19 protein-coding genes are annotated in these 25,825 nt (G+C 75.4%); 10 read left to right on the forward strand and 9 right to left on the reverse strand.

What is annotated here, in order from left to right:
- Positions 1-160 precede the first annotated feature (160 nt).
- Together ACZ60J_RS26555 and ACZ60J_RS26560 are read left to right on the forward strand one after the other, a co-directional pair.
- Positions 161-622: an ankyrin repeat domain-containing protein gene (locus ACZ60J_RS26555; protein WP_469685545.1), complete on the forward strand. Its 462-nt coding sequence runs from the start codon at positions 161-163 to the stop codon at positions 620-622.
- A gap of 344 nt (positions 623-966) precedes the next feature.
- The gene (locus ACZ60J_RS26560; protein ID WP_469685546.1) at positions 967-2,364 is read left to right on the forward strand and encodes a HEAT repeat domain-containing protein; all 1,398 of its coding nucleotides are present in this window, start codon (positions 967-969) and stop codon (positions 2,362-2,364) included.
- A 623-nt stretch (positions 2,365-2,987) separates the two neighbouring features.
- Here the strand turns inward: ACZ60J_RS26560 and ACZ60J_RS26565 are convergent.
- The 3 genes from ACZ60J_RS26565 to ACZ60J_RS26575 are packed head-to-tail and all read right to left on the reverse strand — an operon-like array spanning position 2,988 to position 5,268.
- Positions 2,988-3,854, reverse strand: coding sequence for a 5-oxoprolinase subunit C family protein (locus ACZ60J_RS26565; RefSeq protein WP_469685548.1), 867 nt, complete (start codon positions 3,852-3,854; stop codon positions 2,988-2,990).
- Positions 3,851-4,471, reverse strand: a complete 621-nt coding sequence (locus ACZ60J_RS26570; RefSeq protein ID WP_469685549.1) for a 5-oxoprolinase subunit B family protein — start codon at positions 4,469-4,471, stop codon at positions 3,851-3,853. Before ACZ60J_RS26570 ends, ACZ60J_RS26565 begins: the two co-directional genes overlap by 4 nt.
- On the reverse strand, positions 4,468-5,268 hold the full coding sequence (locus ACZ60J_RS26575) for a LamB/YcsF family protein (protein ID WP_469685551.1): 801 nt from the start codon (positions 5,266-5,268) through the stop codon (positions 4,468-4,470). Before ACZ60J_RS26575 ends, ACZ60J_RS26570 begins: the two co-directional genes overlap by 4 nt.
- A 108-nt stretch (positions 5,269-5,376) precedes the next feature.
- Here ACZ60J_RS26575 and ACZ60J_RS26580 point away from each other — a divergent pair, with 108 nt between their 5' ends.
- From ACZ60J_RS26580 to ACZ60J_RS26590, 3 genes are all read left to right on the forward strand, one after another.
- Positions 5,377-6,882 (forward strand): hypothetical protein, encoded by a 1,506-nt coding sequence (locus ACZ60J_RS26580; protein WP_469685553.1) that lies wholly within the window; start codon positions 5,377-5,379, stop codon positions 6,880-6,882.
- A gap of 877 nt (positions 6,883-7,759) precedes the next feature.
- A complete protein-coding gene (locus tag ACZ60J_RS26585) occupies positions 7,760-8,683 on the forward strand; it encodes a hypothetical protein (RefSeq protein ID WP_469685555.1) in 924 nt (307 codons plus the stop codon).
- Between the two features lie 100 nt (positions 8,684-8,783).
- Complete coding sequence (locus tag ACZ60J_RS26590) at positions 8,784-13,517, forward strand: hypothetical protein (RefSeq protein ID WP_469685557.1); 4,734 nt, start codon at positions 8,784-8,786, stop codon at positions 13,515-13,517.
- A gap of 136 nt (positions 13,518-13,653) precedes the next feature.
- Here the strand turns inward: ACZ60J_RS26590 and ACZ60J_RS26595 are convergent, their stop codons facing one another.
- Positions 13,654-14,136, reverse strand: a complete 483-nt coding sequence (locus tag ACZ60J_RS26595) for a hypothetical protein (RefSeq protein ID WP_469685559.1) — start codon at positions 14,134-14,136, stop codon at positions 13,654-13,656.
- Positions 14,137-14,495: 359 nt separating this feature from the next.
- Between ACZ60J_RS26595 and ACZ60J_RS26600 the strand changes: the two genes are divergently transcribed.
- Genes ACZ60J_RS26600 through ACZ60J_RS26615 form a run of 4 tightly spaced genes read left to right on the forward strand, consistent with a single transcriptional unit; the run spans position 14,496 to position 19,116 of the window.
- A complete protein-coding gene (locus ACZ60J_RS26600; RefSeq protein ID WP_469685560.1) occupies positions 14,496-17,633 on the forward strand; it encodes a sensor histidine kinase in 3,138 nt (1,045 codons plus the stop codon).
- Positions 17,630-18,067: a roadblock/LC7 domain-containing protein gene (locus ACZ60J_RS26605; RefSeq protein ID WP_250751327.1), complete on the forward strand. Its 438-nt coding sequence runs from the start codon at positions 17,630-17,632 to the stop codon at positions 18,065-18,067. Before ACZ60J_RS26600 ends, ACZ60J_RS26605 begins: the two co-directional genes overlap by 4 nt.
- 10 nt (positions 18,068-18,077) lie before the next feature.
- A complete protein-coding gene (locus tag ACZ60J_RS26610) occupies positions 18,078-18,512 on the forward strand; it encodes a DUF742 domain-containing protein (RefSeq protein ID WP_469685562.1) in 435 nt (144 codons plus the stop codon).
- Positions 18,493-19,116 carry a GTP-binding protein gene (locus tag ACZ60J_RS26615; RefSeq protein ID WP_469685564.1) on the forward strand — a complete coding sequence of 208 codons (624 nt, stop codon included), beginning with the start codon at positions 18,493-18,495 and terminating at the stop codon, positions 19,114-19,116. Before ACZ60J_RS26610 ends, ACZ60J_RS26615 begins: the two co-directional genes overlap by 20 nt.
- A 220-nt stretch (positions 19,117-19,336) precedes the next feature.
- On the opposite strand, the gene ACZ60J_RS26620 is transcribed toward ACZ60J_RS26615, so the two are convergent.
- The 4 genes from ACZ60J_RS26620 to ACZ60J_RS26635 are packed head-to-tail and all read right to left on the reverse strand — an operon-like array spanning position 19,337 to position 22,112.
- Positions 19,337-20,527 carry a lipid-transfer protein gene (locus ACZ60J_RS26620; protein ID WP_469685566.1) on the reverse strand — a complete coding sequence of 397 codons (1,191 nt, stop codon included), beginning with the start codon at positions 20,525-20,527 and terminating at the stop codon, positions 19,337-19,339.
- A complete protein-coding gene (locus tag ACZ60J_RS26625) occupies positions 20,524-20,982 on the reverse strand; it encodes a Zn-ribbon domain-containing OB-fold protein (protein WP_469685567.1) in 459 nt (152 codons plus the stop codon). Before ACZ60J_RS26625 ends, ACZ60J_RS26620 begins: the two co-directional genes overlap by 4 nt.
- A 43-nt stretch (positions 20,983-21,025) precedes the next feature.
- On the reverse strand, positions 21,026-21,406 hold the full coding sequence (locus tag ACZ60J_RS26630) for an Mpo1-like protein (RefSeq protein WP_469685569.1): 381 nt from the start codon (positions 21,404-21,406) through the stop codon (positions 21,026-21,028).
- Between the two features lie 13 nt (positions 21,407-21,419).
- Positions 21,420-22,112 carry a M15 family metallopeptidase gene (locus tag ACZ60J_RS26635; RefSeq protein WP_469685615.1) on the reverse strand — a complete coding sequence of 231 codons (693 nt, stop codon included), beginning with the start codon at positions 22,110-22,112 and terminating at the stop codon, positions 21,420-21,422.
- Between the two features lie 437 nt (positions 22,113-22,549).
- On the opposite strand from ACZ60J_RS26635, the gene ACZ60J_RS26640 reads away from it, so the two are divergent.
- On the forward strand, positions 22,550-23,068 hold the full coding sequence (locus ACZ60J_RS26640) for an NUDIX domain-containing protein (RefSeq protein WP_469685570.1): 519 nt from the start codon (positions 22,550-22,552) through the stop codon (positions 23,066-23,068).
- A gap of 62 nt (positions 23,069-23,130) precedes the next feature.
- Here the strand turns inward: ACZ60J_RS26640 and ACZ60J_RS26645 are convergent, their stop codons facing one another.
- A complete protein-coding gene (locus ACZ60J_RS26645) occupies positions 23,131-25,632 on the reverse strand; it encodes a glycoside hydrolase family 31 protein (RefSeq protein WP_469685572.1) in 2,502 nt (833 codons plus the stop codon).
- Between the last annotated feature and the right edge of the window lie 193 nt (positions 25,633-25,825).

The raw sequence follows: 25,825 nt of genomic DNA on the forward strand, positions 1-25,825 counted from the left end.
GGGCCCGGCGGGTTGGGGGCACGGCGGCCTCGGGGTGGCCGCAAGGTGATCATTGCCTCGGCCCGCGCCTCTCATGTGCAGGTCCGGGCGCTACTCTGACGCTTCACCCGTACGGACGCAGTGCCGTGCGCAGCCCTGCCCGTGAAAGGCGGTACGACCGATGAGTGAGCACGTCGAGAACGGCTCCCAGGACTCCCTGGAATCCCAGGACTCCCAGGCTTCCCAGGGCTCCCCGGACGTTCCCGACGAGGACGTCGTCGAGCTGGCCACCAAGATCTTCGACCTCGCCCGCCGGGGCGAGACCGAGACCCTGGCCGCGTACGTGGACGCGGGCGTCCCTGCGAACCTCACCAACGACCGCGGCGACACCCTCGTCATGCTCGCCGCCTACCACGGCCACGCCGAAGCCGTCACGGCCCTGCTGGCCCGCGGAGCCGAGGCCGACCGTGCGAACGACCGCGGCCAGACCCCGCTCGCCGGAGCGGTCTTCAAGGGCGAGGAGGCCGTCATCCGCGCACTGCTCGCCGGCGGCGCCGACCCGAACGCCGGAACGCCCTCCGCCGTGGACACGGCCCGCATGTTCGCCAAGGCCGACCTGCTGGAGCTTTTCGGAGCCAAGTAGTCCGGTTTTTGCCGCTCCCTGGCCGGTTCTGTGCTGGTCCAGACCTCACGGGTTGGTCACGGCGGCCTTAAATGTGGTCGCGGCGCACAAACCGCCTGGGTCATCATGGCGTCGGATTCGATTCGCGGACAGGGCGGACGGGCAGGAGCGGGCAGGACACAACGGGTGTCCGTCCCCCACTCCTGCCGGGGGACCGCCGCCCTGGCCGTGAAGCACCGACGAGAGTGAGAAGGCAATGGTCTACATCGAGCGGAACCTGACGGCGGACGTCCTCGCAAGCTGTTACGCGGCCGTGTGAACTCCGATTCCCGGTTGCGTCCCCAGCTTGATTTGAGGCCATTCCCATGTTCGAACCAGTCATAGCGCCGAGCGGTACCCTGCTCGGTCTCCTCCAGCGCGGCCGCGGCGACGGCACGCTGCACGCACTCGCGGCGCCCAGGGCCGAAGCCCTCGCGGCGCTCAACCACTGCGTGGCCGGCGATCCGCGCCAGGACTGGCAGGTCGAGAACCGCTCCCTGTACTACGCACGCCTGTACCTGGATCTCGACGGCCCCCTGGGTGAGATCGAGGCCCACCTCTTCGGCGTCGACGACCTCCTCGACGAGGACGACCCCCGCACGGGCCTCGCCCTGTCCGTCCTGGGCCACCTGGCCTCGTACGGCCGCGACGACGCGCTCATGCTGCTGCGCCGTTACGCCGCCACGGGCGCCAACTGGGCCTGGGCCCTCGATGAGCTCGCCCTGCGCGACGACGACGAGGGGCTGCGGTCGCTGGCCGCCTCCGTCCTCGCCCGCTTCCCCGCCACCCCCGAGGGCGAGGCGCTGCTCGCCGCCGCCGTCCGCGACGCCTACGAGCCCAGGCCCTGGTGCCTGTGGGAGGAGGACCCCGCGTACGCGGAGCGGCTGCGCGCCGCCCGCCAGCAGGGCTCCTTCGACCGCTGGCAGCGCCAGCTCACCCCGCGCGGCCCCCAGCCCGGCTGGGGCGTCCAGGCCGTCTTCGACTGGGCCGCCGACGGACTGCGCCGGGGCACCCCCCTGCACGTCCCGGCCGCCCGCTGCCTGGCCGCCGTCGCCACCCCCGAAGACCGCTCCGCGATCCTGGCGGCCGCCGCCGGGGCATCCGGAGAGGCCGCACGCGCCACCGCGCTGCACCACCTGGTCCTCGCCGAGCCGGAGAACCCGGCCGTACTGGACCTCATCGAAGCCGCCGGCGACGAGCCGGCCGTAGCCGCCTACGAGCGCATGTGCGGCCCCGCCGCCGTCGAGCGGGCCCGGCGCTGGGTCCAGCGCCCCGACGCCCTCGGAACGGCCGCAGCGACCCTCCTGGCCGCCCGCGGCGGAACCGAAGACGCCCCCCTCGTCCTCGGCGCCCTGCGCTCCACCGTCCGTGGCTCGGGCCCGGACTCGGCGCCGCTGTTCACCCTGGTCGACGGAGCCGGGCGGCTCCGCATCGCCTGTGCGGCCCCCGTCCTGCGCCACGTCTACCGCGAGACGGCCTCCTCCGCCCTGCGCGGCCGCGCCGCGCGGGCCCTGGCGGCGACGGACCCCTCCTTCGCGGCGGGCTTCGCCGTCGAGTGCCTGTGGGACTGCGAGGAGACCACCCGCGAGGTGGCCGCCCGCCACGCGGAAACGGCCGACGCCCGAGTGGCGCCGCGGCTGCGGCGGCTGGCGGCGGACCCGGCGGAGGAAGAAGAAGTCCAGTCGGCGGTCCGCAGCCGCATCACCCCGGAGTCGGCGATGTAGTCGGTCGCTCTGTCGGTCGGTCGGCCGGCTGCGGGTGGGGCGGGGCCGGGGGTGGGGTGGGGTGTTGGTCTGGACTCATGATTTAGGCGCCCTGACATCGGCTTCGACAGGGTGGCGGGCTGTTTTCGCGCCACAAATCACGTTTTACGTCCAGACCAACACCCCACCCCACCCCCGTCCCCACCCCGGGACGCATCCTCGTAACTCCGCGGGTTCTCTGCCCCGGTTGGGGTCGCTTCCCCGCCCCGGCCGGGGTGTGTTCCTCTCAGCCGTCCGGCGTTTGAGGACCGGGGTCTGGGGCGGAGCCCCAGGGGGCCGGGCGCAGCCCGGGGCCTCTTCCCGGCCCCGGCCGGGGGTACCCACCCAGCCTCGCCGGCGTTTGAGGCGCGGGTCCGGGCAGAGCCCGGGGCCTCCTCCAGCCCCGCCGGCGTTTGAGGCGCGGGTCCGGGCTGGCCCGGGGAACGGTGGAAGGGTGGGTAGGGGACTTTGCCCCGCGCAGCGGCACATACGGTGTCCGGCCGGGCCTCGAAGCGGGATGTATGGTGCCCGCCCGGGCCCCGGCGGCACATCAGGGCCCGGGGTGGGCGTGGGGGAGCCGGGGAGCCCCGGTGGGGCCGGGTTGGTCAGAGGCGTACGAAGCGGATCGGAACCCCCGGCCCCGCCTGGGCGGCCGCGTCGAGCGCGAGCCCCGGCGGCACGACCCCGACGACGGGATACCCCCCGGTCACGGGATGGTCGGCCAGGAACACCACCGGCTGCCCATCCGGCGGCACCTGCACCGCCCCCAGCACCATCCCCTCACTCGGCAGCTCACCACCCCGCCCCCGAACCAGCGGCGGCCCTTCCGTCCGCAGCCCGATGCGGTTCGAAGCGGCCGAGACCCGGTAGGTCGCCCGCAGCAGCCGCCCCGTCACCGACTCCGCGTCGAACCAGTCGGCCCGCGGCCCCAGCCGCAGCGGAAGCACCAGTTCCGAGGGCGGCCCCGGCGCCGCCGGAGCGTCCACCCCGGCCACCGGATCCGGACCCGGCGCGCCCACCGGCAGCAGCGCCCCCACCGCCAGGACCGGTGGCCCGAGGCCCGACAGCAGATCGGTCGAGCGACTGCCCAGCACCGGCTCGACCGCGAACCCTCCCCGCACCGCGACGTAGCCGCGCACCCCCGACTCCGCCCGGCCCACCTCCAGCTCCGCCCCGGCGCGCAGCAGGACCGGGGCTCCCCAGGCCGCCGCGCGCCCGCAGACCCGTACCGAACAGGGCGCCCCGGTCACGGCCACCGTCACCGGGCCGCCCACCGCCCGCAGGCCCACGCCGTCCAGGGTCGTCTCCAGGACGGCCGCCCCGGGCGGGTTGCCCAGCAGCCGGTTGGCCAGCGCCCGCGCCCCCGTGTCGAGGGCCCCGGACCGGGGTACGCCGAGGTGGGCGTACCCGGGCCGCCCCAGGTCCTGGACGGTGGTCAGCGCGCCCGCCCGTACGACCTCCAGCGCCTTCACGAGGCCTCCTCGAACCGCACGCGCACCCCGGGCGCGAACAGCGCCGCCGGCTCGCGCGCCGGGTCCCACAGCACCGCGTCGGTGGACCCGATCAGCTGCCAGCCGCCGGGGGAGGAGCGCGGGTAGACCCCCGCGTACTCGCCCGCGAGGGCCAGCGAGCCCGCCGGTACCGCCGTACGGGGCGTCGCGCGCCGGGGCAGGTGGAGGCGGGCGGGCAGGCCCGTCAGGTAGCCGAAGCCCGGGGCGAACCCGCAGAAGGCCACCCGGAAGGTGACCGCGCCGACGATGCCGGGCACCTCCTCGGGCGGCACCTCCCACAGCGCGGCCACCTCCGCGAGGTCCGGGCCGTCGTAGCGCACCGCCACCGTCACCGGGGGCGGCCCGTCGGCAGGCGCCAGCGGGGGGACCCGCCAGCGGGCGATCCGGGCCGCGAGGGCGCGCGGCTCCCGCACCCCGTCCAGCAGGACGGTCCGGGCCGCCGGCACGATCTCCCGTACGCCGCCCAGCTCGTCACCGGCGTCCCGGCGGCGCAGCAGCTCCGCGTGGAGCGCGGCCACCTCCTCGGCGGAGTCCAGCTCCAGCAGCAGCGCCCCGGCGCCGGCCTCCAGCGCCCTCACGCGAAGGCCTCCACCCGGACCCCGGCCCCGCCGAGCGCCCCGCGCACGCGCAGGGCCAGGTCCGCGGCGCCGGGGGTGTCGCCGTGCAGGCACAGGGAGCGGGCGGCCACCGGGATCCGGGAGCCGTCGGCGGCCGTCACCGACTGCCCGGCGGCCATGTCCACCGCGCGGGCCACCACCGCGTCCGGGTCGTGGACCACGGCGCCCGGCTCGCCGCGCGGCACGAGGGTGCCCGCGGGGGTGTAGGCGCGGTCGGCGAAGGCCTCCGGGACGGTCGGCAGCCCGGCCCGCCCTGCGGCGGCGAGCAGCAGGGAACCGGGCAGCCCGAGCACCGGGAGCCCGGCGGGACCGGCCGCGAGCAGCACACCGGCCACCACCGCCCCGGCCTGGTCCCCGTCATGCACGGTGCGGTTGTACAGCGCACCGTGCGGTTTCACGTACGAGACCCGGGAGCCGGCCGCCCGCGCGAAGACCTCCAGCGCCCCGATCTGGTAGGCCACCTCGTCGGCCAGCTCACCGGCCGGCACGTCCATGGAGCGGCGGCCGAAGCCCGCCAGGTCCCGGTACGAGACCTGCGCGCCGATCCGCACCCCGCGCGCGGCCGCCAGCTCGCAGACGCGGCGCATGATGGACGGGTCGCCGGCGTGGAAGCCGCAGGCCACGTTGGCGCTCGTGACGACGGACAGCAGGGCCTCGTCGTCGGTCAGCGTCCACCGCCCGAAGCCTTCGCCGAGGTCGGCGTTGAGATCGATCACGGGGGCGGCCGCCGGGGTGTCCGGCGTGATCATGGAAGCCATGCGGTGAGCGTAGAACAGGGCGCGGGCCCGCCGCGGGCGGCCGGTCGAGAGGATCGGGCGAACCATCCCGTTTGGGATGTTGTCAGGGTCAGCGCCTAGTCTTTGCCCGTGACTTTCCCTGCCCCGGCGAAGACCCTTCCCTCCCCGGCGCCGGGCCCGGCCGCCGACGAGGGCCTGGCCCGGCGGCTGCGCGCGCTCGCCTGCACCGCCCCGCTCCACGACCTCGACGTGCGCAAGGCCAACCTGGCCGGCGAGTACGGGGTCTACGCGATGGCGGAGGTCGCGCTCGCCGCGATCGACCTGGTCACGCTCAACATGGACTTCGACACCGGCGCGGACCACGAGCAGATAGTGGCCCGCCTGCTGCCGCGCGTCGCCGCCCAGGCACCGGCGCGCCCGGCGGCCGAGCACGAGCGGGTGGCCCGCTGGGTGCTGGAGAACCTGATCAACGTCGGCAGCGTCGACCGCGGATTCCGCGCGATCTACGGCACGTTCGGCCCGGACGGGGTGTACGTCCGCCGCGACTACGACTTCAAGCTGATCGAGGAAGTCCCGGGCTACGGCGGTGCGGTGTACCTGCGCACGACGGACGAGGCCGTCAACGTCCTGGTCGGCGCGCTCGACACGGACGTCACCAGCGCGCAGATCGCCGCCGAGGTCAAGCTGGAGGTCCTGATCAGCCGGGGCCGGCTCGCCGACGCCCAACTCGCCGCCGAGCAGGCCCGCTACCGCACCGTCCAGTACGCCGAGACCCTGCGCCGCACGCTGGACGCGACCCGGCGCAACGTGCGGGCGGTGGACTGGCTGGTCACGGTCCCCGACATGATCGCGGAGGCCCTCGACCACGTCGCCGACCGCTACCGCCACGAGAACGCGATCCTGACCAACATCCGCAAGGCCCGCGACGAGGCGGAGGAGCCGGACAACAAGCGCCGCGCCGCCGAACTGGTCGACATCGTCAAGGACTGCATCCGCCGCCACACCCAGCTCCAGTCCCGACTGCTGGACGCGGGCCCGCTCTTCCGCGCCGAACAGGACCGCCAGGCCTTCGCGGCCCCCGCGCCGCGCTCCGGGATCGACCTGTACGGACAGCTCGTGGCTCCCTCCCTCCCGCTCCCCGTCGCCCAGGCCATCCGGGTCACCGACGCCTTCTTCGCGTCGGGCGTCGGGCTGCGCACCCCCGTCTCGGTCCGCGTCGCGGACCTGGTGGAGATCCTCCTCACCCCGCCCGTGGAGCGCGAGCACCTGGGTCTGGAGATGCCGGAGCCGGACCTGATCGCCACCCCCGACGACAGCCGCTTCAGCGAGGAGCAGCTCGCCGCCGCGATGCAACTCCTCGAACTCCCGCACGACGCCCCGCGCCGCCTGTCCGGCCTCCTGGCGGAGGCCCGCCGCTCCGACCCCGACCTGCCGTACCTGGTCGCCCTGCTGGCCGTCCACGCGGCGAGCCCGGCGGTGGGCACGGCGTACCGCCAGGGCGAGGAGCGGCTCCTCTTCGCGGTCGACGACGGCACGGAACTGGACGACCCCGAATTCGGCGGCGCGGACCTCATCGTCGGCACCGCCCTCCTGGACGCGGCAGCCATGACGGCAGACCGCACGGAGGCGGCATGACCCCGCCCCGGCCGGGAACTGCACCGAGCCCCTGCAAGCCTGCCCGCCGCGCACCGGCCCCCCTCGACGCGGGCCGCACGCGCGCGCCCCGCTCCACGGCCACGCCCGGCGGCCCCGTCGCGCGGGGCGCCGACCGTACGATCCCGGCCGGTCGGGACCGGGACGTTCCCCGGGAGGCCCGCCGCGCGCCCGCAGCCATGGACGACACCACGCGCGCGGCCGGGGCCGTGGTCGATACCACGCGCGCGGCCGGGGCCATGGCCGACACCACACGCGCGGCCGGGGCCGTGGTCGATACCACGCGTGCTCCCGCGGCTGCGGTTGACACCACGCGCGCGGCCGCGGCCGTGGTCGATACCACCCCTGAGAGCCGTCGCCCCGGACCCTGCGGGACCCCGGGCCCGGACGTCGACCAGTACCCGGGCGTCATGTCCCCGATGGGGGTGACGCCCCCCGTCACCGGGGCGGAGGCCCTGGCGACGCGACCCCACCCGGGGGCGCGGGGGCTTGCCTCCGATTTCGGGAAGGGGCGGGGCGGGGGAACACCTCCCACCGCCGAAGCCACCGCGCCGCACTACGCCACCGGCCCGACCCAAGCCCAGCCGAGCCCCACGGGCCTGGGCGCGGTCGGCCTGAGGCAAGCCCAGCCGGGCACCACCGGCCCGGGCACCACCTGTCCGAGCCAAACCCAGCCGAGCCCCACGGGCCTGGGCGCGGTCGGCCCGAGCCGAGCCCAGCCGAGCCCCACCGGCCCGGGCCCCACCGGCCCGGGCCAAGCCCAGCCGAGCCCCACCGGCCCGAAGCCGGCCCAGTCGAGCGCCGCCGGCCATCGCCCCACCCGCGTGAGCCCCACCCGCACCACCGAGGAGACCCACCCGTGAGCGACCACCACGCCGAGCAGCACCCCGCGTGGAGCGAGCCCGACGCCCACGAGGCCCCGGCTCCGGTCCAGGCCGCGCAGGGAACCGCCCCGCAGGGAGGCGTCACCCCGGCGGACGCCGCGGACGCGGCCCGCCTCGTGGCCTTCGGGCTTCAGCCCAAGCTGCTCCCTGCCCGCGATGCCGAGTACGCCGAACTGCTGCGCCGCTACCGCGAGGACCCCGCCTTCGCCCGGCTCGCCGACGCCGTCGCCACCGGCCTCGGCCTGGTCGTCCTGGAGGTGTCCTCCCGCGCCGGCATGGCCGTGGCCGCCGGCGAGGACTCCGTCTTCGCCGTCCGCATGGGCGACTACGCCCGCCGCACCACCGCCGACTCCGCGGACCGCTTCCTGCACGGCCTCGCGCACCTCGCCGTCGCCGCCCTGGCCTTCCCCCGCCCCGAGGACCTCGCCGACGACGGCTACATCGGCCGGATCACCGTCAACGGCGTCGACGCCTTCGTCCGGCAGTCCTGCCGCCGCCTGGAGGAGCGCGCCGAGGAACTCGGCGAGAACACCGACCCGGCCTCCGACGCCCCCGGCCTGGAGGCCGCCTGGCGGGTCTACGCCCGCCGCAGTGCGACCGGCGCCACCAAGGACGCCCGCCGCCTGGCCGGTTCCACCACCGGCATCGTCGGCAAGGCCGCCGCCTTCCTCACCGACTCCGGCTTCCTCCAGCGCACCGGCGACGAGGCCGGGGGCACGTACCGCACCACCCCCCGCTACCAGCTCCAGGTCCGCGACATGGCCGGCAGCGCGGCCATGGCCGAGCTCCTCGACCTGGGCGTGGTCCCCGTCAGCGACGGCTCAGCCAGCCTGCTGCCGCCGCCCGAGGGCGACGACCTCGAACTCGCCGCCGACGCGGGCCTGCCCTTCCACGCCTGAGCCGCCCGCCCCGCCCCGGGCCACCGCTACCGCCGCCACCCGCCACCCGTACCCGTACGGCCCACGTACGACCTACGAAGAACGACGAGAGTCCGCCGCCATGTACGAGCTGTCCCGGATCCGCCTCTACTCCATCGGGCCCGCCGGCGCGCGCTACGCCGACACCGTGCTCGACCTGCGCGGAGTCGGCGCGCCGGTGCCCCACCCGGCGCCCACCCAGGCGGAGTTCTTCGAGGACGAGCCCACCGGCCCGCCGCGCCGCCCCGCGCCCGCCGGCGTGCTCTTCCTGGAGAACGGCGGCGGCAAGTCGGTCCTGCTCAAGCTGATCTTCTCGGTGATGCTGCCCGGCCACCGCAACACCCTCGGCGGCGCCAGCTCCGGCGTCCTGCGCAAGTTCCTGCTGGCCGACGACTGCGGCCACGTGGCACTGGAATGGCAGCACACCCAGACCGGCGAGTGCGTGGTCGTCGGCAAGGTCAGCGAATGGCGCGGCCGGCAAGTCTCCAACGACCCGCGCAAGTTCGCCGAGGCCTGGTACTCCTTCCGCCCCGGCCCGGGCCTCAGCCTGGACAACCTCCCGGTGGCCGAGGCCACTTCGGTCCGTCCGCCCGTGGAGGGCGCCTCCGGCGCCCAGGGCCGGCGCCGCACCATGAAGGGCTTCCGTGACGCCCTGACCGAGGCCGGCAAGGCGTACCCGCACCTCGAGGTGTACTTCGAGGAGATCCACGACCGCTGGAACGAGCACCTCACCGAGCTCGGCCTCGACCCCGAACTCTTCCGCTACCAGCGCGAGATGAACGCCGACGAGGGCGAGGCCGCCGGCCTCTTCGCGGTCAAGAAGGACTCCGACTTCACCGACCTGCTGCTGCGCGCCGTCACCGACACCCGGGACACCGACGGCCTCGCCGACCTCGTCCACGGCTTCGGCAACAAGCTCGGCCGCCGGGCCGAGCTGATGGCCGAACGCGACTTCACCGCGGGCTCGGTGGAGCTCCTGACCAAGATCGTCGAGGCGGCCGCGGCCCGTTCCCGGCTGCGCGACGTCCACGCGGGTGCCGAGCGCCGTACGCGCACCCTCGCCCGGCGGCTGTCCGCCCGCGCCGGTGAGGAGCGCGGCCGCGCGGCCGACCTGGCCCAGCGCGTCACCGGCGCCGCCCACCAGGTCACCGCCGCCGAGTCCGCGCGCGCCCGCAGCGCCGCCGTCTCGGCCGAACTCGCCTACCGGCACGCCTCGCTGGCCCTGACCGTCGCCGACAAGGCCGCCGCCGCGCAGCGCCGCGAACTCCTCGAAGCCCGCACCCTGCACTCCGCCTGGCAGGCCGCCGAGCACGTCCTGCGCCACCGCTCCGCCGCCGACCGCTCCGCCCGGGTCGCCTCCGCGATCCTGGAGGCCGAACGGGACGCCGCCCCGGCGCTCGCCGCCCGGGCCACCGCCGCCACCGAGCTCGTACGGGCCCTGCACGCCGCCGCCGAGCAGGGCGAACGGGCCGCCAACGAGGAGGAGGAGCGGTCCGCCGTCCTCCAGCAGACCGGAGAGTCCTCCCACCGCGCCGCCACCGCCGCCGCGACGGCCAACCAGCGGGCCCGCAGCGAGGCCGAGCACCTGCGCGCCCGCCTCGCCGAGGTCCAGCAGGAGACCGCCGAGGCCGTCCGGGCCGGCTGGCTCGACGACTCCGCCCCCGACGCCGACCCGGCGCGGGCCGCGCTGGCCGCCGCCGACGCGGAGAAGACGGCCGTCGCCGCCTGGGACGAGTCCCGCGAAGCCTCCCGCGCGGCCGCCGAGGCGGCCCGCGAGGCCGCCGCGGCGGAATCCCGCGCGGAACTCACCGCCGCCCGTGCGGCGGACGCCGCCGACGCGGCCGAGGCCGCCCACGACGCGGAGTACCGGGCGGCCGAAGCCCTCGCCGCAGCCCCGCGCCTGGCGGCCCTGCTGGGCGCCCCGTCGGCCCCGTCCGGATCGGCGGCCCCGCACCCCGGCTCAGGCGGCGGCAGGACACCCGCCGGATCCGGCACCGGTGCCGCCACCGCTGCCGACCCCGCCCCCGGCACCGGCCGCGGGGAAGCCCCGGACGGCGGCCCCGCCGGCTGGCTCACCGTCGCGGACCTCGACCGGAACGCCGACGACCTGCGCACCCTGCTCACCGACGGAGTCGCCTCCGCCGAACGCCAGCTCTTCGACCTGCGCACCGCCGCCGCCGACGACTCCCGCATCCTCGGCGCCCTCGGCGACGGCGGCCTGCTGCCGCCCGGCCCCGACGTGCTCGCGACCGTGGAGTTCCTCGGCGAGCACGGCATCCCGGCCCTCCCCGGCTGGCGCTACCTCGCCCAGTCCGTGGACCCGGCCGACCACGCCGCGGTCCTCGGTGCCCGCCCCGAACTCGTCGACGGCGTGGTCATCACCGACCCCGACACCCACGCCCGGGCCCGCGAGGTCCTCTCCGGCGCCGCCCTGCTGCCCCGCTCCACCGTCGCCGTCGGCACCGCCGCGGCCCTGCTGGCGCCGGTCCCCCCGGCCGGGGACACCGAGGGCTCCGGCAGCTCCGGCATCTTCATCGTGCCGCCGAACCCCGCCATGCACGACGAGCACGCCGCCGACGAGGAGCGCCAGGCGCTGCGCGCCCGGGCCACCGCCCGCGACACCGAGATCCGCGAGCTCGCCGCCCGCCTGTCCGGGGACCGCGAGCTCGCCGCCCGGCTGCTGTCCTGGCGCACCGGCTGCCCGCCCGGCCGCCTCGCCGAGCTCGCGGAGCAGGCCGCCGCCGCCCGCGGCTTCGCCGAGGAGACGGACGCGGAGCTCGCGGAGGCCCGTACCGTACGCGCCGAGGCCGACGAGGCCGCCGCCGACGCCGCCCGCGTCCGTGACGAGCGCCAGGACGCCGCCCAGCGCGCCCGCCGGGTCGCCGACGCCCTCGCGGGCCTCGCCTACCGGCTCCGCGAACGCGCCGGCTGGCAGACCAGGCTGCGCGAACTCGCCGACGAAGCCGCCGAGTCCGAGGCCCGCGCCGAGGCCTGCCTAGACCGGGCCCGGGCCGCCGACGAGGACCGCCGCGCCGCCCAGCGCGCCGCCGACGACGCCCGCCGCACCGCCCGCGCCCTGCGCGCCGAGCGCGCCGAGATCGCCGGAGCCCCCGATCCGCTGCCCGAGGCGCCCGCAGGGAACGGCGCCACGCCCAAGGCGCCGCTCCCCGCCCTCCGCGAGGCCTACCGCGCCGCCTCCCAGCTCTACGAGAAGGTCGGCGTCGGCGCCGACCTGCGCTCCGAACAGGCCCGCGCCGAGAGCGACGAGAGCGTGGCCCTCGCCGAACTCGACCGCCTCACCAACAAGGTCCGTACCCGCGCCGCCCAGCTCCTCGAAGGCACCGACGGAGCCGACGGCCCCTCCCGGCAGGCCGCCGCCGCCCGCGCCGAGGCCCTCGTGCAGATGCTGGAGACCCGCGCCTCCACCGCCAGCGAGCAGCTCGGCCGGCTGCGCGGCGAGGCCGAACGGCACGCCCCCGCCGAGGGCGAGGCACACACCGAGCTGCCCGAGGAGCTGATCCCCGACAACGTCGAGGAGGCCCAGGCCAGGCTCCGTACCGCCACCGCCCAACTCGCCGCGCACACCGCAGCCGTGGAGTCCGCCCGCGCGGCCCACGCCGACCTGCTGCGCGCCCACCGCACCGCCGAGGAAGGCGCGGGCGGCTTCGACGAGACCGCGGCCATGCTCCGCGACCTCCTGCGCGACCACACCCACCCGGAGGACGAGCAGGAGCCGGTGGCCCACCCCGGCAGCCTGGAGGAGGCCCGCCAGTCGGCCACCGAGGCCCGCCGTTCGCTACGGGGCTGCGCCACCGACCTGTCGGCCGCCGAGGCCGCCGTCCGCGAGGCGAGCGACATCCTGGTCCGGCACGCCAACGCCAACCGCTACGAGCAGGTGCGCACCCCCGCGCGCCAGCAGATCCGCGAACTGCCCGCCTCCGCCCTGCCCGAGCACGCGGCGGCCTGGGCCGTGGCCTTCGCCCCCCGGCTGCGCGTCCTCACCGACGAGCTGGCGCAGCTGGAGCGCAACCGGGACAGCATCGTGGACCGGCTGCGCGGCCTCGTGGAGTCCGCCCTGGCCACCCTGCGCTCCGCCCAGCGGCTCTCCCAGCTCCCCGAGGGCCTGGGGGAGTGGTCGGGCCAGGAGTTCCTGCGCATCCGCTTCGAGGAGCCCGACCAGGCCACCCTCACCGAGCGGCTCGGCGAGGTCATCGACGAGGCGACCCGCGCCGCAGTGAAGAAGAACAGCACCGCCTCCTTCGGCGAGGGCCGCCGCGACGGCATGTCGCTGCTGCTGCACGGGGTCCAGGCGGCGCTGGAGCCCAAGGGCATCGCGGTGGAGATCCTCAAGCCCGACGCGGTGCTCCGCGCCGAGCGGGTCCCGGTGGGCCAGATGGGCGACGTGTTCTCCGGCGGCCAGCTGCTCACCGCGGCGATCGCGCTGTACTGCACGATGGCGGCGCTGCGCAGCAACGACCGGGGCCGCGACAAGCACCGGCACGCGGGCACGCTCTTCCTCGACAACCCGATCGGGCGCGCGAACGCCACGTACCTGCTGGAACTCCAGCGGGCCGTCTCGGACGCCCTCGGCGTCCAGCTGCTGTACACCACGGGCCTGTTCGACACCACGGCCCTCGCCGAGTTCCCGCTGGTCATCCGGCTCCGCAACGACGCCGACCTGCGCGCGGGACTCAAGTACATCAGCGTCGAGGAACACCTGCGCCCGGGCCTGCCCCAGCAGTTCGCGGAGGGGGAGACCATCCACGGCGAGATCACGGCGACCCGCATGTACCGCCGGAGCCCGTCTCCTTCCTGAGGCGCCGCCGTCCTCCCTGACGCGCCGCTTGCGCTGCTCGGCCCTGGTGGGCCTCCCCGGCTTCGCGGCGCTGCGCCGGACTCCGTCCGGCGGGCCCGGGTGCCGGGCATCCGCTCCCGGTGCCTGGGAGGGCGCTTCAGCCCCGCCGGGTACCCGTCGGCGGCGGCCAGATGCCGGTCGCCTCGCCGCGCACGGGGGTGCGGGGCGGCAGCGGGGGCGCCGAGCGGGCTTCCCGGCGCGCCCGGCGGCGCTCGCGCCGCCGGTCCCGCGCCGTGCTGCTGGGCTCCGAGAGCACCCCGTGGCGCTGGTTCCACGCCTGCCGGGTGATCAGTACGTCGAGCACGCCCCACGTGGCGACGACCACCCCCGCTATCGCGCACAGCGACAGCGGAAGGGCCAGCCAGGAGCCGGTGACCGTCAGGAAGAAGGCGACCGTGGCGTCCGTCAGCGTCACGGCGACGATCAGCACCGCCCGCACGGCGGACGTCCGCACCGGATCCGGCATGCGCCGTCGTCCCGTCGGCTGGTCCACCCACAGGACCCGCCCCCGCCGCGCCCCGGCCCCCGCGCGGTCCGTGCCGTCGGCGCCCTTGCCGCCGTCCTCGTACGTCTTCGCCATGGTCGCTCCCTGCCCTCCTCGCGGCCGCTCATGCCCGCCCCGAACAGGTAGACGCACGAAGAGGCCGAGAGATTCCCGGATCCCGGACGTGCGGGACGCCCGGAAGTATCGCGGAACGAAGAATTCCAGCCATCCATTCTGCGTCGGGGACCGAGGCCCCACCAAGTGTCATCTGCCACATATCGGGCTGCACTTCACCGGATCTTCCGGACAACTCGTGATCTTCGCCCGGGGGTCAGGCCGAAAACGTCCGGACAGGCCTTCGAAGGTTCGCTGTGGCAGTAGTAGGCTCACGCCGTTTAAATGACGGAACAGCAACCACCGGTAACGGGGTTGAGCTGGGGGAGGCTGGGGAGGCCATGCGCTTTCGCGGGAAGTCCATCCGCCGGAAGATCGTGGCGTTGCTCCTTGTGCCGCTCGTCTCCCTGACCGCCCTCTGGGGCTTCGCAACGGTGATCACCGGCCGCCAGGCCGTCCAACTGCTCGGTGTCGCCTACGTCATCGACAAGGTCGGCTACCCGGTGGAGGACGTCGTCCGCGTCATCCAGAAGGAGCGCCGCCAGACCCTCGTGGTCATCGGCGACCCGCGCGCCTCCAACGCCACCACGGAGCTGGCCAAGAGCCGCGCGGCCACCGACGAGGCGGTGGAGAGGATCTCCGCCGACGCCAGGGACCCCGACGTCGTCGACGAACTCGACCCGTCCAACGCCCGGCAGCTGAACTCCGTCCTCGAAGCCTTCCGCAGCATCGGAGCCCTGCGCAGCGCGGTGGACGGGGGCTCCGTCGACACCAACCAGGCGCTGGAGCTCTACAGCCGGCTCGTGGACCCCTGCTACGACTTCCTCATGAACCTCCACGCCCTCGAGGACGTGGAGATGGACAAGCAGGGCCGCGCCCTCGTCGGCATCACCCGCGCCCGCGAAACGCTCTCCCGCGAGGACGCCCTCGTCGCCGGAGCCCTCGCCGCCCGCAACGTCAGCCAGGCGGACGTCCGGCACGTCTCCGACTTCGTGGCCAACCGCAAGCTGCTCTACGAGTTCAACCTGGCGATCCTCCCCGCCGCCGACCGGGAGCAGTTCGAGCAGTACTGGACCAGCCCGGAGAGCCGCGCCCTGCGCGAGGCGGAGGAACGGTTCCTCGTCCAGGGCGCCACCCACAGCCCGCGCAACGTGACCGCCGCCCAGTGGGACGAGGCCACCTCCAAGGTGCTCCAGGACCTCGCCGTCATGGGCACCGCCGCCGGCGACCGCTACCAGAAGCGCGTCGAGCCCGTCGCCATGGACGTCCTGGTCCAGGCCGCCCTCGCCGGGGTGCTCGGCTTCATCGCCCTCGTCGTCTCCCTCGTCCTGTCCGTGCGCGTCGGCCGGGACCTGATCCGCGACCTGTCCCGGCTCCGCAAGGAGGCCCACGAGGTCTCCGGCATCCGCCTCCCCGGCGTGATGCGCCGCCTCGCCGCGGGCGAGCACGTGGACGTGGAGACCGAGGCCCCGCGTCTGGAGTACGAGAAGGACGAGGTCGGCCAGGTCGGCCAGGCCCTCAACTCCCTCCAGCGCGCGGCCATCGAGGCCGCCGTCAAGCAGGCGGAGCTCCGGCGCGGCGTGTCCGAGGTGTTCGTCAACCTGGCCCGCCGCAACCAGGTGCTGCTGCACCGCCAGCTCACCCTGCTCGACACCATGGAGCGGCGCACCGAGGACACCGAGGAGCTCGCCGACCTCTTCCGCCTCGACCACATGACCACCCGCATGCGCCGCCACGCCGAGGGCCTGGTGATCCTCTCCGGCGCCGCGCCCTCCCGCCAGTGGCGCAAGCCCATCCAGCTGATGGACGTCGTACGGGCCGCCGTCGCCGAGGTGGAGGACTACGAGCGCGTCGAGGTGCGCCGCCTGCCGCGCCTGGGCATCGCCGGCCCGGCCGTGGCCGACGTCACCCACCTCATCGCCGAACTCCTGGAGAACGCCACCGTGTTCTCCCCGCCGCACACGGCGGTCCAGGTGCTCGGCGAGCGCGTGGCCAACGGCTTCACCCTGGAGATCCACGACCGCGGCCTCGGCATGACCCCCGAGGCGCTCTTCGACGCGAACCTCCGACTCAGTGACACCTCCGACTTCGAGCTCTCCGACACCGACCGGCTCGGCCTGTTCGTCGTCAGCCGGCTCGCGCACCGTCACGAGGTCAAGGTCAGGCTCCAGATCAGCCCCTACGGAGGCACCACCGCGGTGGTCTTCCTCCCGGTGGCCCTGCTGACGGAAGCTCCCGAGACCAACGGCACCGGCATCCGGCTGGCCGGCGGCAGGGTGTCCGGAGGCGCGGTCGGCTCCGCCCGTCCGAAGTCCGTCGCCGAGGGCAACGGCACCGACCGCCGGCTCCCGGCCGGCGTCGAACTGCGCGGCCCCGTCGAGCTGGAGGCCCCGATCGGCATGCTGGGGCTGGACGAGCCCGTCCCGGCCCCGGAGGACACCGCCACCGGCCGCGCGGGCTCCGTCGGAACCATCGGGCTCACCGGGGTCCCAGGGGTCTCCGGGGCCACGGGCAGGCCCGCCATGGCCACCCTCGACGACGAGACCCCGCCGAACGGCATCTCGCGCAACTCCCTGCTCGGCCTGCGCCAGGCCACCCGCTCGCACGCGGACCGGCACGCCGACCGCGGAGGTCCCCGCAAGGGCGACCGCGGCGCGGACCGCATGGGCGAGCGGGCCGCGGACGGCTCCGGCGACCGTACGGGCCTCTGGAAGGGCGACCGGTCCGCCGAAGCTCCCGCCGAGCGGGGCGGCGGTGCCCGGCTCGGCGAGGGCTTCCGCGACCGCAGCCGTGACCGCCGCGACCGCGACCACCGGGACCGCGACCACCGCGACCGCGAGCGGGAGCCCCTGCCGCCCACCGGCCCGGTCCGCCTGGAGCCGGCGCGCGCGGAGTCCGTCCGCCCCGACGGCGCCCGCTCGCCCGGCGCCGTCCCGCTCCCGCGCCGCCGCCCCGCCCCGACCCTGGTGGCCGAGCACGGCCGCCGCGTCGAGCCCCGCTCCGTGTCGGCGGTCCCCGACCCCGCGCAGGAGGTGCGGGCCCCGAACGGCCCGGCACGCCCCGCGGCGGCGCCCGCCGGCGCGACCCTGCCCCGGCGGATCCGCCAGGCCAGCCTCGCGCCCCAGCTCAAGGACGGCCCGGCCCCTGCCCCGGCCGCCGCCGAGCCGATGGCCGACCGCGACGCCGAGGAGGTGCGCCGTCGCATGTCCTCGCTCCAGCGCGGCTGGACCGCGGGCCGCGACCACCACGCGCGGCAGCGGGCGGAGCAGGCCGCACCGGCGGGGCACGCCGCAGAGGCGCAGCAGACCGGGCAGGCCCCGTACGCGCAGCAGGCCCCGCATACCCAGCAGGCCCCGCACACCCAGCAGGCCCGACCGACACGCCAAGCGCAGCAGCACGCACCACACCAGCCCGTGACCGGGGCCGGCACTCCTGCCGCCACCGGTCCCGGTAGCGAGAACGAAGGGGACGGTCGATGACCGCACCGCAGTCCGGCAACGACACCAGGGGCCGTGGCTCCGGCCCCCTCAACTGGCTCCTCGACGAGCTCGTGGACCGGGTCGCCAGCATCCGCAAGGCCGTGGTCCTCTCGGGCGACGGCCTGCCCACCGGCAGCTCCAAGGACCTCACCCGGGAGGACAGCGAGCACCTGGCCGCCGTGGCCTCCGGCTTCCACAGCCTGGCCAAGGGCGTCGGCCGCCACTTCGACTCCGGCCGGGTCCGCCAGACCGTGGTCGAGCTGGACGAGGCGTTCCTGTTCGTCATGGCGGCCGGCGACGGAAGCTGCCTGGCCGTGCTCGCGGACTCCGACTCCGATGTCGGCCAGGTCGCGTACGAGATGACCCTCATGGTCAAGCGGGTCGGTGACCACCTGGCGACCGCCCCGCGCACCGGGCTGCCCGCCGGAGGGTGAGTCGGACGGCATGAGCGATCCTGGCCAGGACCACCCCGCCCACCCGCCCGGCACCGCGGCCGACGCCGCCGCCGAGCAGTGGTTCGACGACGACGCGGGTCCGGTGGTGCGTCCGTACGCGATGACCCGCGGCCGGACCAGCCACGCCGGGCAGCACCGCCTCGACCTGATCGCGCTGGTCGTCGCCGAGTCCGCGGCCGACGACCCGGTCTGGGACACGACGCTGTCCCCGGAGCACGCAGACATCCTCGGGCTCTGCCTGCTCCGCCCGCAGTCCGTCGCGGAACTCGCGGCCGAACTCGACCTCGCGGTCGGGGTCGTACGCGTCCTGATCGGCGATCTCGTCGACGACGAACTGGTGCACGTGACCCGGCCGGTCCCCCCGGCCGAACTGCCCGACGAATCCATTCTGCGTGAGGTGATCGATGGCCTTCGGGCGCTCTAGCCGCACCGGCGCCATGCATGCCGTGACGCCGGTCGAGCCGCTGACCCTGAAGATCCTGGTCGCGGGCGGTTTCGGGGTGGGCAAGACCACCCTGGTCGGTGCGGTGAGCGAGATCAGACCGCTCCGGACGGAGGAACGCCTCTCCGAGCCGGGCCGCATGATCGACGACACCGGGGGAGTGGAGGGCAAGAGCACCACCACGGTGGCCATGGACTTCGGGCGCATCACCCTGCGCGAGGACCTGGTGCTGTACCTGTTCGGCACCCCCGGACAGGACCGCTTCTGGTTCCTGTGGGACGAGCTGGCCCAGGGCTCGCTCGGCGCCGTCGTCCTCGCGGACACCCGGCGGCTCTCCGACTGCTTCGCCGCCATCGACTACTTCGAGCGCCGCGAGATCCCCTTCGTGGTCGCCGTGAACTGCTTCGACGGAGCGGAGCAGTACCCCGTGGTGACCGTACGGGAAGCCCTGGACCTCGTTCCCGAGGTACCGGTGCTGCTGTGCGACGCACGGGACCGGGAGTCGGTGAAGGACGTCCTGGTGGGGGTCGTGGAACACGCGATGACCCTGGCCAGGGCCCGCCGCCAGAGCCTGGCGACGTCCTAGCCGGGCTCCTGGCGTCTCCTGGCGTCCTCTGGAGCGCCCCGGAGAGGGCCGCGACATGGAGGCGGCCCGTACCCCCGCCGACTGGGGTACGGGCCGCAGCTCTCATGGGGGGATCAGGGGATCCCGCTCGCGGCGCGGGACCGTGGAGAGAGTGTGAACCCGCCACCGGAGGCCGTCAAGCGTTCGGACAGCAGCCGCAGTTCAGCGGCCCCGCCCCCGCTCAGCGCACGGCCACGACCGCTGATCCGTGTCCGAACAGGCCCTGGTTCGCGGTGATTCCGGCCCGCGCCCCCGCCACCTGCCGCTCGCCGGCCGTGCCCCGGAGCTGCCAGGTCAGCTCGCACACCTGGGCGATGGCCTGCGCCGGCACGGCCTCCCCGAACGACGCCAGTCCACCACTGGTGTTGACCGGGATCCGCCCGCCCAGCGCGGTCGCGCCCTCCCGCACGAGCTTGGCCCCCTCGCCCTCGCCGCACAGGCCGATGTCCTCGTACCACTCCAACTCCAGTGCGGTGGACAGGTCGTAGACCTCGGCGAGCGAGAGGTCGTCCGGCCCGAGCCCCGCCTCCTCGTACGCGGCCCGCGCGATGGAGGCCCGGAAGGACCCGGCCCCCGCCACCCCGGCCGTCACCGAGTCGGTGGCGATGTCCGGCAGGTCCAGGACGGTACGGGGATACGTGGGCGTCACCGTGGACACGGCCCGGATCCGCACCGGGTCCGCGACCCCGCGCGAGCGCGCGAAGTCCATGCTGCTCAGCACGAGCGCCGCACCCCCGTCGGAGGTGGCGCAGATGTCGAGCAGCCGCAGCGGATCGGCGACGATCGCCGAGGCGGCCACCTCCTCGGCGGTGACGGCCTTGCGGTAGCGGGCGTTCGGATTCAGCAGCCCGGCCGCCGCGTTCTTCACCTTGACCTGCGCGAAGTCCTCACCGGTGTCCCCGTACAGGGCCATCCGGCGCCGGGCGTACAGCGCGAAGTACGCCGGGTTCGTGGCCCCCAGGACCCGGAAGCGCAACCAGTCGGGGTCGTCGGGACGGTCCCCGCCCGCGGGCGCGAAGAACCCCTTCGGGGCGGCGTCCGCCCCGACCACCAGCACCACGTCGGCGAGCCCGGCCAGGATCTGCGCCCGGGCCGCACCGATGGCCTGGGCGCCGGACGCGCAGGCCGCGTACACGCTGGTCACGCGTGCGCCCTGCCAGCCGAGTGCCTGCGCGAAGGTGGCTCCGGCCACGTAGCCCGGATAGCCCGAGCGCACGGTGTCGGCCCCCACGATGGACTGCACGTCGGTCCAGTCCAGCCCGGCGTCGGCGAGCGCGGCCCGCGCGGCGGCCCGCCCGTACTCGACGAAGCTGCGGCCCCACTTGCCCCACGGGTGCATGCCGGCCCCGAGGACGGCGATGTCGGCGCTCACCGTGCCACCCCCACGGGGCGGAAGTTCCACGTGGTCCAGGCGGTGCCGTCGGCGTCCTCGTTCAGCACGCCGCCGACCACCTCGACCTCCATCCCGACCGCCAGGTCACCGACGCCCACCCCGGGCGCAGCCTGCCCGAGCACGACCATCCCCTCGGCCTCCAGCTCCACGGCGACCAGGGTGTACGGGGTCCAGGGCGCGTCCGGGTCGGACACGTACGGGGCCGGCGGCCGGTACCGCCCGTCGGTGTAGGACCAGACCCGGCCGCGCGGGGAGAGCGGGGTCTCGGCGAGCTCGCCGCCGCCCGGGCAGCGCGGATTGCGGCAGTACGCGTCCTCGCGCGGGAAGAACACGGCGGCGCAGGCGGAGCAGCGGGTGCCGAGCAGCCGGAACCCGCCGTCCGCGGCATCCCCGGTGAACCACCCGCTGACCACGGGTGTGCGTGTGCGTTCCAAGACCCCTCCCGAGACCGACATCTGACGAACCGTCAGAAGTCTGTCAGGGAACGAGCGGGAGCGCATCCCCGGGAGCGCAGTCCCCGCACGGGTTCTCGGCGAGCCACTTCCGCGCGATCTCGCCGAGCTCCGCGTCCCGCCCGGCCAGCATCATCCGGATCATCTGCGCGTCACCGCGCAGCGACCACCCCGGATTGCCGAAGGTGGCCGGGTTGTTCCGCTCGATCAGGAAGTGCGCCGGCCACGCCGTCCCGTACCCGATCAGGGGGAGCGCGGCGAGGTACCGCTTCCGGCCGCGGGCCAGCCCGTAGACGGTGAGGGCGAGGCCGGAGAGGGTGCCGGTGAGGTGGATCCAGCGGGTGGCGGCGCGGGAGTGCATGGCGACGTAGTAGGGCCAGAACTCCTCGTACGAACTGAATGTCATGCGGGCACGGTACTCAGCGGTGCACGGAGGCGACAGAGACGGGAAAATCGAAGTACGCGTCCGGGAACGCCTCCGGCCGGTAGGTGAAGTGCCACCACTCCTGGGGCAGGTTCACGAACCCCTGTCGGCCGAGCACCCGCCTGAGGAGGTCCCGGTTCTCCCGGGCCGGACCCGTCACCCGCGGGCTGTCGGTGTGCGCGAGCGGATCGAAGAAGTCGAAGGGCGTCCCCATGTCCAGGGGCCCCCGGCCCGGCTCCGCCAAGGTCACGTCGACGGTGCTGCCACGGCTGTGCCCGGACTTCTCGGCGATGTACCCCTCCGGGATCAGCCGGTCCTTGGCCACCTCCGGATAGAACTCCGCCTTGGTCCGCTGGTCCGCCCCGTCCCGGGCCCAGCGCACGAACCGGTCGACGGCCCGCTGCGGCCGGTAGCAGTCGTACACCAGCAGCGAGTACCCCCGCCGCAACACCTCCCGCTGCGCCCGCCGCAACGCCTCGGCGGCGGGCCGGGCGAGCAGACAGACGGGCTCGTCGTAGCCGTCCACGACCGCACCGGTGAAGTTCCGCACCGAGGCATACCGCATGTCCTGCCCGATACTCGCATCCACCTCCCCGACAACGACGAACCCCACCCCCGCAGCTCCGCCCGGGACCCCGGCTCCCGCTGCACCGGGCACACCCCCCGAGCCCGCCCGAGCCGCACCCACCGCGCCTGATCCCCCTGCGGTGCCGGGCGCGAGGCCGAGACCCTTCCCGGCGCCTCGCCCCGTGTCCGCCAGTCCGTCCGGGGCCGTGACTCCCGCCGCGCCTGCCGTGCCGGGCGCGACGCCCGAGCCGGCCCGAGCCGTGCCCACGGCCCCGCCCGGGACCGCGACTCCCGTCATGCCCGGCACCACGGGCGTGCCCGGCACAGCCACCGCCTTCGGCGTACGCACCCTGCCCGGCCTGTCGGCCGGACCCACCGCAGCCATCGCCCCGGACCCCGTTCCGGGCACGTGTGCTCCAGGCCGGATCACCGTTCCCGGCGCAGCCTCCGCTCCCGGCGCAGCCACCGCGCCCGGTGTGACCGCCGCCAGCAGCCCCAGCACACCCGTCCATCCCGCAACGACAGCCATCCGCATGCCCCTTGGCATACCATCGCCGCATGCCGGCGCACCTGAAGGACTCGCACTGCTCCGCCTGCGGAGCCCTGTTCGACTCGGCCGACTGGCCCCGTACCTGCCCCTCGTGCGGCTCCGTCGCCTACCGCAATCCCCTCCCGGTAGCCGTCGCCCTGCTCCCCGTCGAGGACGAGCTCGGTACCGGCCTGGTGGTCATCACCCGCACCATCGAGCCCGCCCGCGGCGGCACCGCCCTGCCCGGCGGGTTCATGGACTTCGGCGAGGACTGGCGCGAGTCGGTCGTCCGCGAACTCCGCGAGGAGACCGGCATCCACGCCCCCGCCTCCGAGGTCGCCCTCGCCGACACCCACAGCTCCCCGGCGGGCCACCTGCTGGTCTTCGGCCTCCTGCCCGTCCGCCCGGCCGCCTCCCTCCCGGCGTCGGCCCCGACGGACGAAACCACCGGCTGGCACATCCTGCGCGCCCCGGAGCAGCTGGCGTTCCCGCTCCACACGCAGGCCGCCGGAGCCTGGTTCGAGGGCCGGTACGCGGACAAGGCATAGCAGCCAGACAGGGCATGCAAGGGGGGTGGCCACGACCCCGGCCACCCCACCCACCCGCCCCCTCAAAGCCCCCGCAGCACCACCCCGTCCACCCGTTCCCCGGCCTCGTCCTCCACGACCACCGCGTCCCCGGACCACCGGACCACGTACCGTTCCACCTCGCCCGGCTCGAAGCCCGGCCCCGGGTCCCGGATCACCACCCCGCCGCCCGTGCGCCCCCGCGCCGGAGCCCACGCCTCCAGGGCCACCGACCCGTCGGCCGCCCGCACCGGCAGCAGCGCGCCCGCCCGCGCCAACACCGGGATCCGGTCCGCCGGGGCGTCCAGCAGGATCTGGCCCGGCCCCTCGTACGCCCGGCCCGTCGCCGTGTCGTACCAGCGCCCGCGCGGCAACCGCACCGCCCGCCGGTCCGACCCGCACTCCAGCACCGGAGCCACCAGCAGGGCGTCGCCGAGCAGGAACGCGTCCTCGCAGTCCCGCAGCGCCCGGTCCTCCGGCGCCCCCCACCACAACGGCCGCACGTACGGCGCCCCGGTCCGCCGCGCCAAATGGGCCAGCGTCACGAAGTACGGCCGCAACCGCTCCCGTTCCGCCAGGACGGCCCGCGCGGCCCGGGTGGTCTCCTCCCCGAACTCCCACGGCTCCCGACGGCCGGCGAAGATCGCCGAGTGGGTACGGAACAGCGGCAGGTACGAGCCCAGTTGCAGCCACCGCAGGTACAACTCGGGCGAGGGCGAACCCCAGAAGCCGCCGACGTCCGGCCCCGAGTACGGCACCCCGCACAGTCCGAGGCCCAGCACCAGGGCCAGCGAGGCCCGCAGCCCGTCCCAGCTGCTCGCCACGTCACCCGACCACGTGCCCCCGTACCGCTGCATCCCCGCCCACCCCGACCGGGAGAAGAGGAACGGCCGCTCGGCCGGCCGCAGCCGTACGAGTCCCTCCCAGCCGGCGCGCGCCATCGCGAGGGCGTACACGTTGTGCGCCTCGCGGTGGTCCCCGCCGGCCCCCTCCAGCGCGTGCCGGGCCGACCGGGGGAGCGTCCGCTCCCCGAAGGGGGCGAAGGAGACCGGCTCGTTCATGTCGTGCCAGACCCCCGCGAAGCCCTGCGCGAGCCGCTCCTCGTACAGTCCGCCCCACCACCGCCGCACCGCCGGATCCGTGAAGTCCGGGTACGCGCACTCGCCCGGCCACACCTCGCCCCTGACCTCCCGGCCCGCCCCGTCCCGTACGAAGGCCCCGTGCGCGCCGACCGCGAGCCCCGCGGTGTGCACCGGATCGCCGGCCTTCACCGCCGGGTCGACGATGGAGACCAGCCGGACGCCGCCGTCCGCCAACTCCTTTGCCAGCCCCGGCAGATCGGGGAACCGTTCGCGGTCCACGGTGAAGGCCCGATGGCCGTCGTAGTGGTCGATGTCCAGATGGAGGGCCGACAACGGCAGCCCCCGCTCGGCGTACCCCGCCACGACCCGGCGGACCTCGGCGGCGCTCCCGAACCCCCAGCGGGAGTGCTGGTATCCGAGCGCCCAGTCCGGAGGCACGGCGGCCCCGCCCGTCAGTCCGGACCAGCCCTGCAACACGCGCCCGGGCGGCCCCACCAGCACCCAGCACCGCAAGGGGCCGCCTTCCATGCGCAGTTCACAGGAGCCGGGCCGGTCCGCCCCCGAGCCTGCGCCCTCCTCGCCCTCCCGCAACACCACCCGCCCGTCCCAGGAGTTGTCGTGGAACACCAGGTGCGTACCCGCGTCCGCGACCACCAGCTGCACCGGCATCGTGATGTACAGGGCGTCGTCGCCGGGCCCGGACCCGAACCCGCCCTCGGGATCGGTGTTCCACAGCCGGTAGCTCCCGTCCCTGAGCCGCGGCCCCACCGCCCGCCCGCCCAGCCCGAACACCCGCGCGTCCGCCGCCACCTCGCTCCGCAACAGCCACCGCCCACCCCGCGCGCCCACCCCTACGCCACTGTCCGTCCCCCCGTCTCCGCCGGCACCGGCTTCGCTGCCGGTTCCCCCGCCACCGCCAACCCCGTCGCCGCTGCCGCCCGCCCCGCCACCGCCGGTTGCGGAGCCCATCGCACCACCCTCGGACCCGGCGGAGCCCCCCGGTACCGGGTCCCACCACCGCGGCGGCAGATCCCGCCGCAGCACCGTCCCGCCGGGGGTGCGCACCTCCACCGCCCCGTGCCGGGACACCGCCACCGTCACGCGCTCGGACACCACCCGCCAGCCGCCGTCGGTGTCCGGCTCCAGCTCGGCGCGCGGATCCGGCTCCGGACCGCTGCCCACCACCGCGTACGAGGGCGCCGGCACGGCACCGTCCCAGCCCCAGAACACCGCCCCGCCCACGGTGACCCGGATCAGCAGCTCCGAACGGGTGAACCGGAGCACTCCGCCGCCCGGCCGGGCCTCGGTACCGGTCAGCAGACCCGGCACCCGCGCCCGCTCCGCACCCCGGGGCGCGAGCCCCGCCGCATCCACGCGCCGGTTGCGCCACGCGGAGCGCCACGCGCGTCGCCCCCGCTCGCCGCCGAGGTCCTTCACCGCACGCACCAGCCCACGACCGTCCATGGCGCCCACCCTGCCACCGGGACCCGGCCCAGAAGGCGCCGTTCAACTGCCGTTCACCCGCAAAAGGATCACGGCCGACCGCCGATGACGGCTCTGGTGCGGATGTCGATCACATGGCATCGTCCCTGTGAGCCCCCGTGCGCACACCCCGCGCGCGATGGCACCGTACGAACACCACTGTCACTGCACATGT

It is taken from the genome of Streptomyces sp. NPDC104226, from assembly GCF_055584085.1.

Excerpts from the sequence above, each read along its gene's own strand:
- ACZ60J_RS26605 (WP_250751327.1), top strand. The coding sequence starts at position 17,630 with ATGACCGCACCGCAGTCCGGCAACGACACCAGGGGCCGTGGCTCCGGC.
- ACZ60J_RS26595 (WP_469685559.1), bottom strand. The coding sequence starts at position 14,136 with ATGGCGAAGACGTACGAGGACGGCGGCAAGGGCGCCGACGGCACGGAC.
- ACZ60J_RS26555 (WP_469685545.1), top strand. The coding sequence starts at position 161 with ATGAGTGAGCACGTCGAGAACGGCTCCCAGGACTCCCTGGAATCCCAG.
- ACZ60J_RS26590 (WP_469685557.1), top strand. The coding sequence starts at position 8,784 with ATGTACGAGCTGTCCCGGATCCGCCTCTACTCCATCGGGCCCGCCGGC.
- ACZ60J_RS26610 (WP_469685562.1), top strand. The coding sequence starts at position 18,078 with ATGAGCGATCCTGGCCAGGACCACCCCGCCCACCCGCCCGGCACCGCG.
- ACZ60J_RS26640 (WP_469685570.1), top strand. The coding sequence starts at position 22,550 with ATGCCGGCGCACCTGAAGGACTCGCACTGCTCCGCCTGCGGAGCCCTG.
- ACZ60J_RS26600 (WP_469685560.1), top strand. The coding sequence starts at position 14,496 with ATGCGCTTTCGCGGGAAGTCCATCCGCCGGAAGATCGTGGCGTTGCTC.
- ACZ60J_RS26630 (WP_469685569.1), bottom strand. The coding sequence starts at position 21,406 with ATGACATTCAGTTCGTACGAGGAGTTCTGGCCCTACTACGTCGCCATG.
- ACZ60J_RS26615 (WP_469685564.1), top strand. The coding sequence starts at position 18,493 with ATGGCCTTCGGGCGCTCTAGCCGCACCGGCGCCATGCATGCCGTGACG.
- ACZ60J_RS26560 (WP_469685546.1), top strand. The coding sequence starts at position 967 with ATGTTCGAACCAGTCATAGCGCCGAGCGGTACCCTGCTCGGTCTCCTC.
- ACZ60J_RS26645 (WP_469685572.1), bottom strand. The coding sequence starts at position 25,632 with ATGGACGGTCGTGGGCTGGTGCGTGCGGTGAAGGACCTCGGCGGCGAG.
- ACZ60J_RS26575 (WP_469685551.1), bottom strand. The coding sequence starts at position 5,268 with ATGGCTTCCATGATCACGCCGGACACCCCGGCGGCCGCCCCCGTGATC.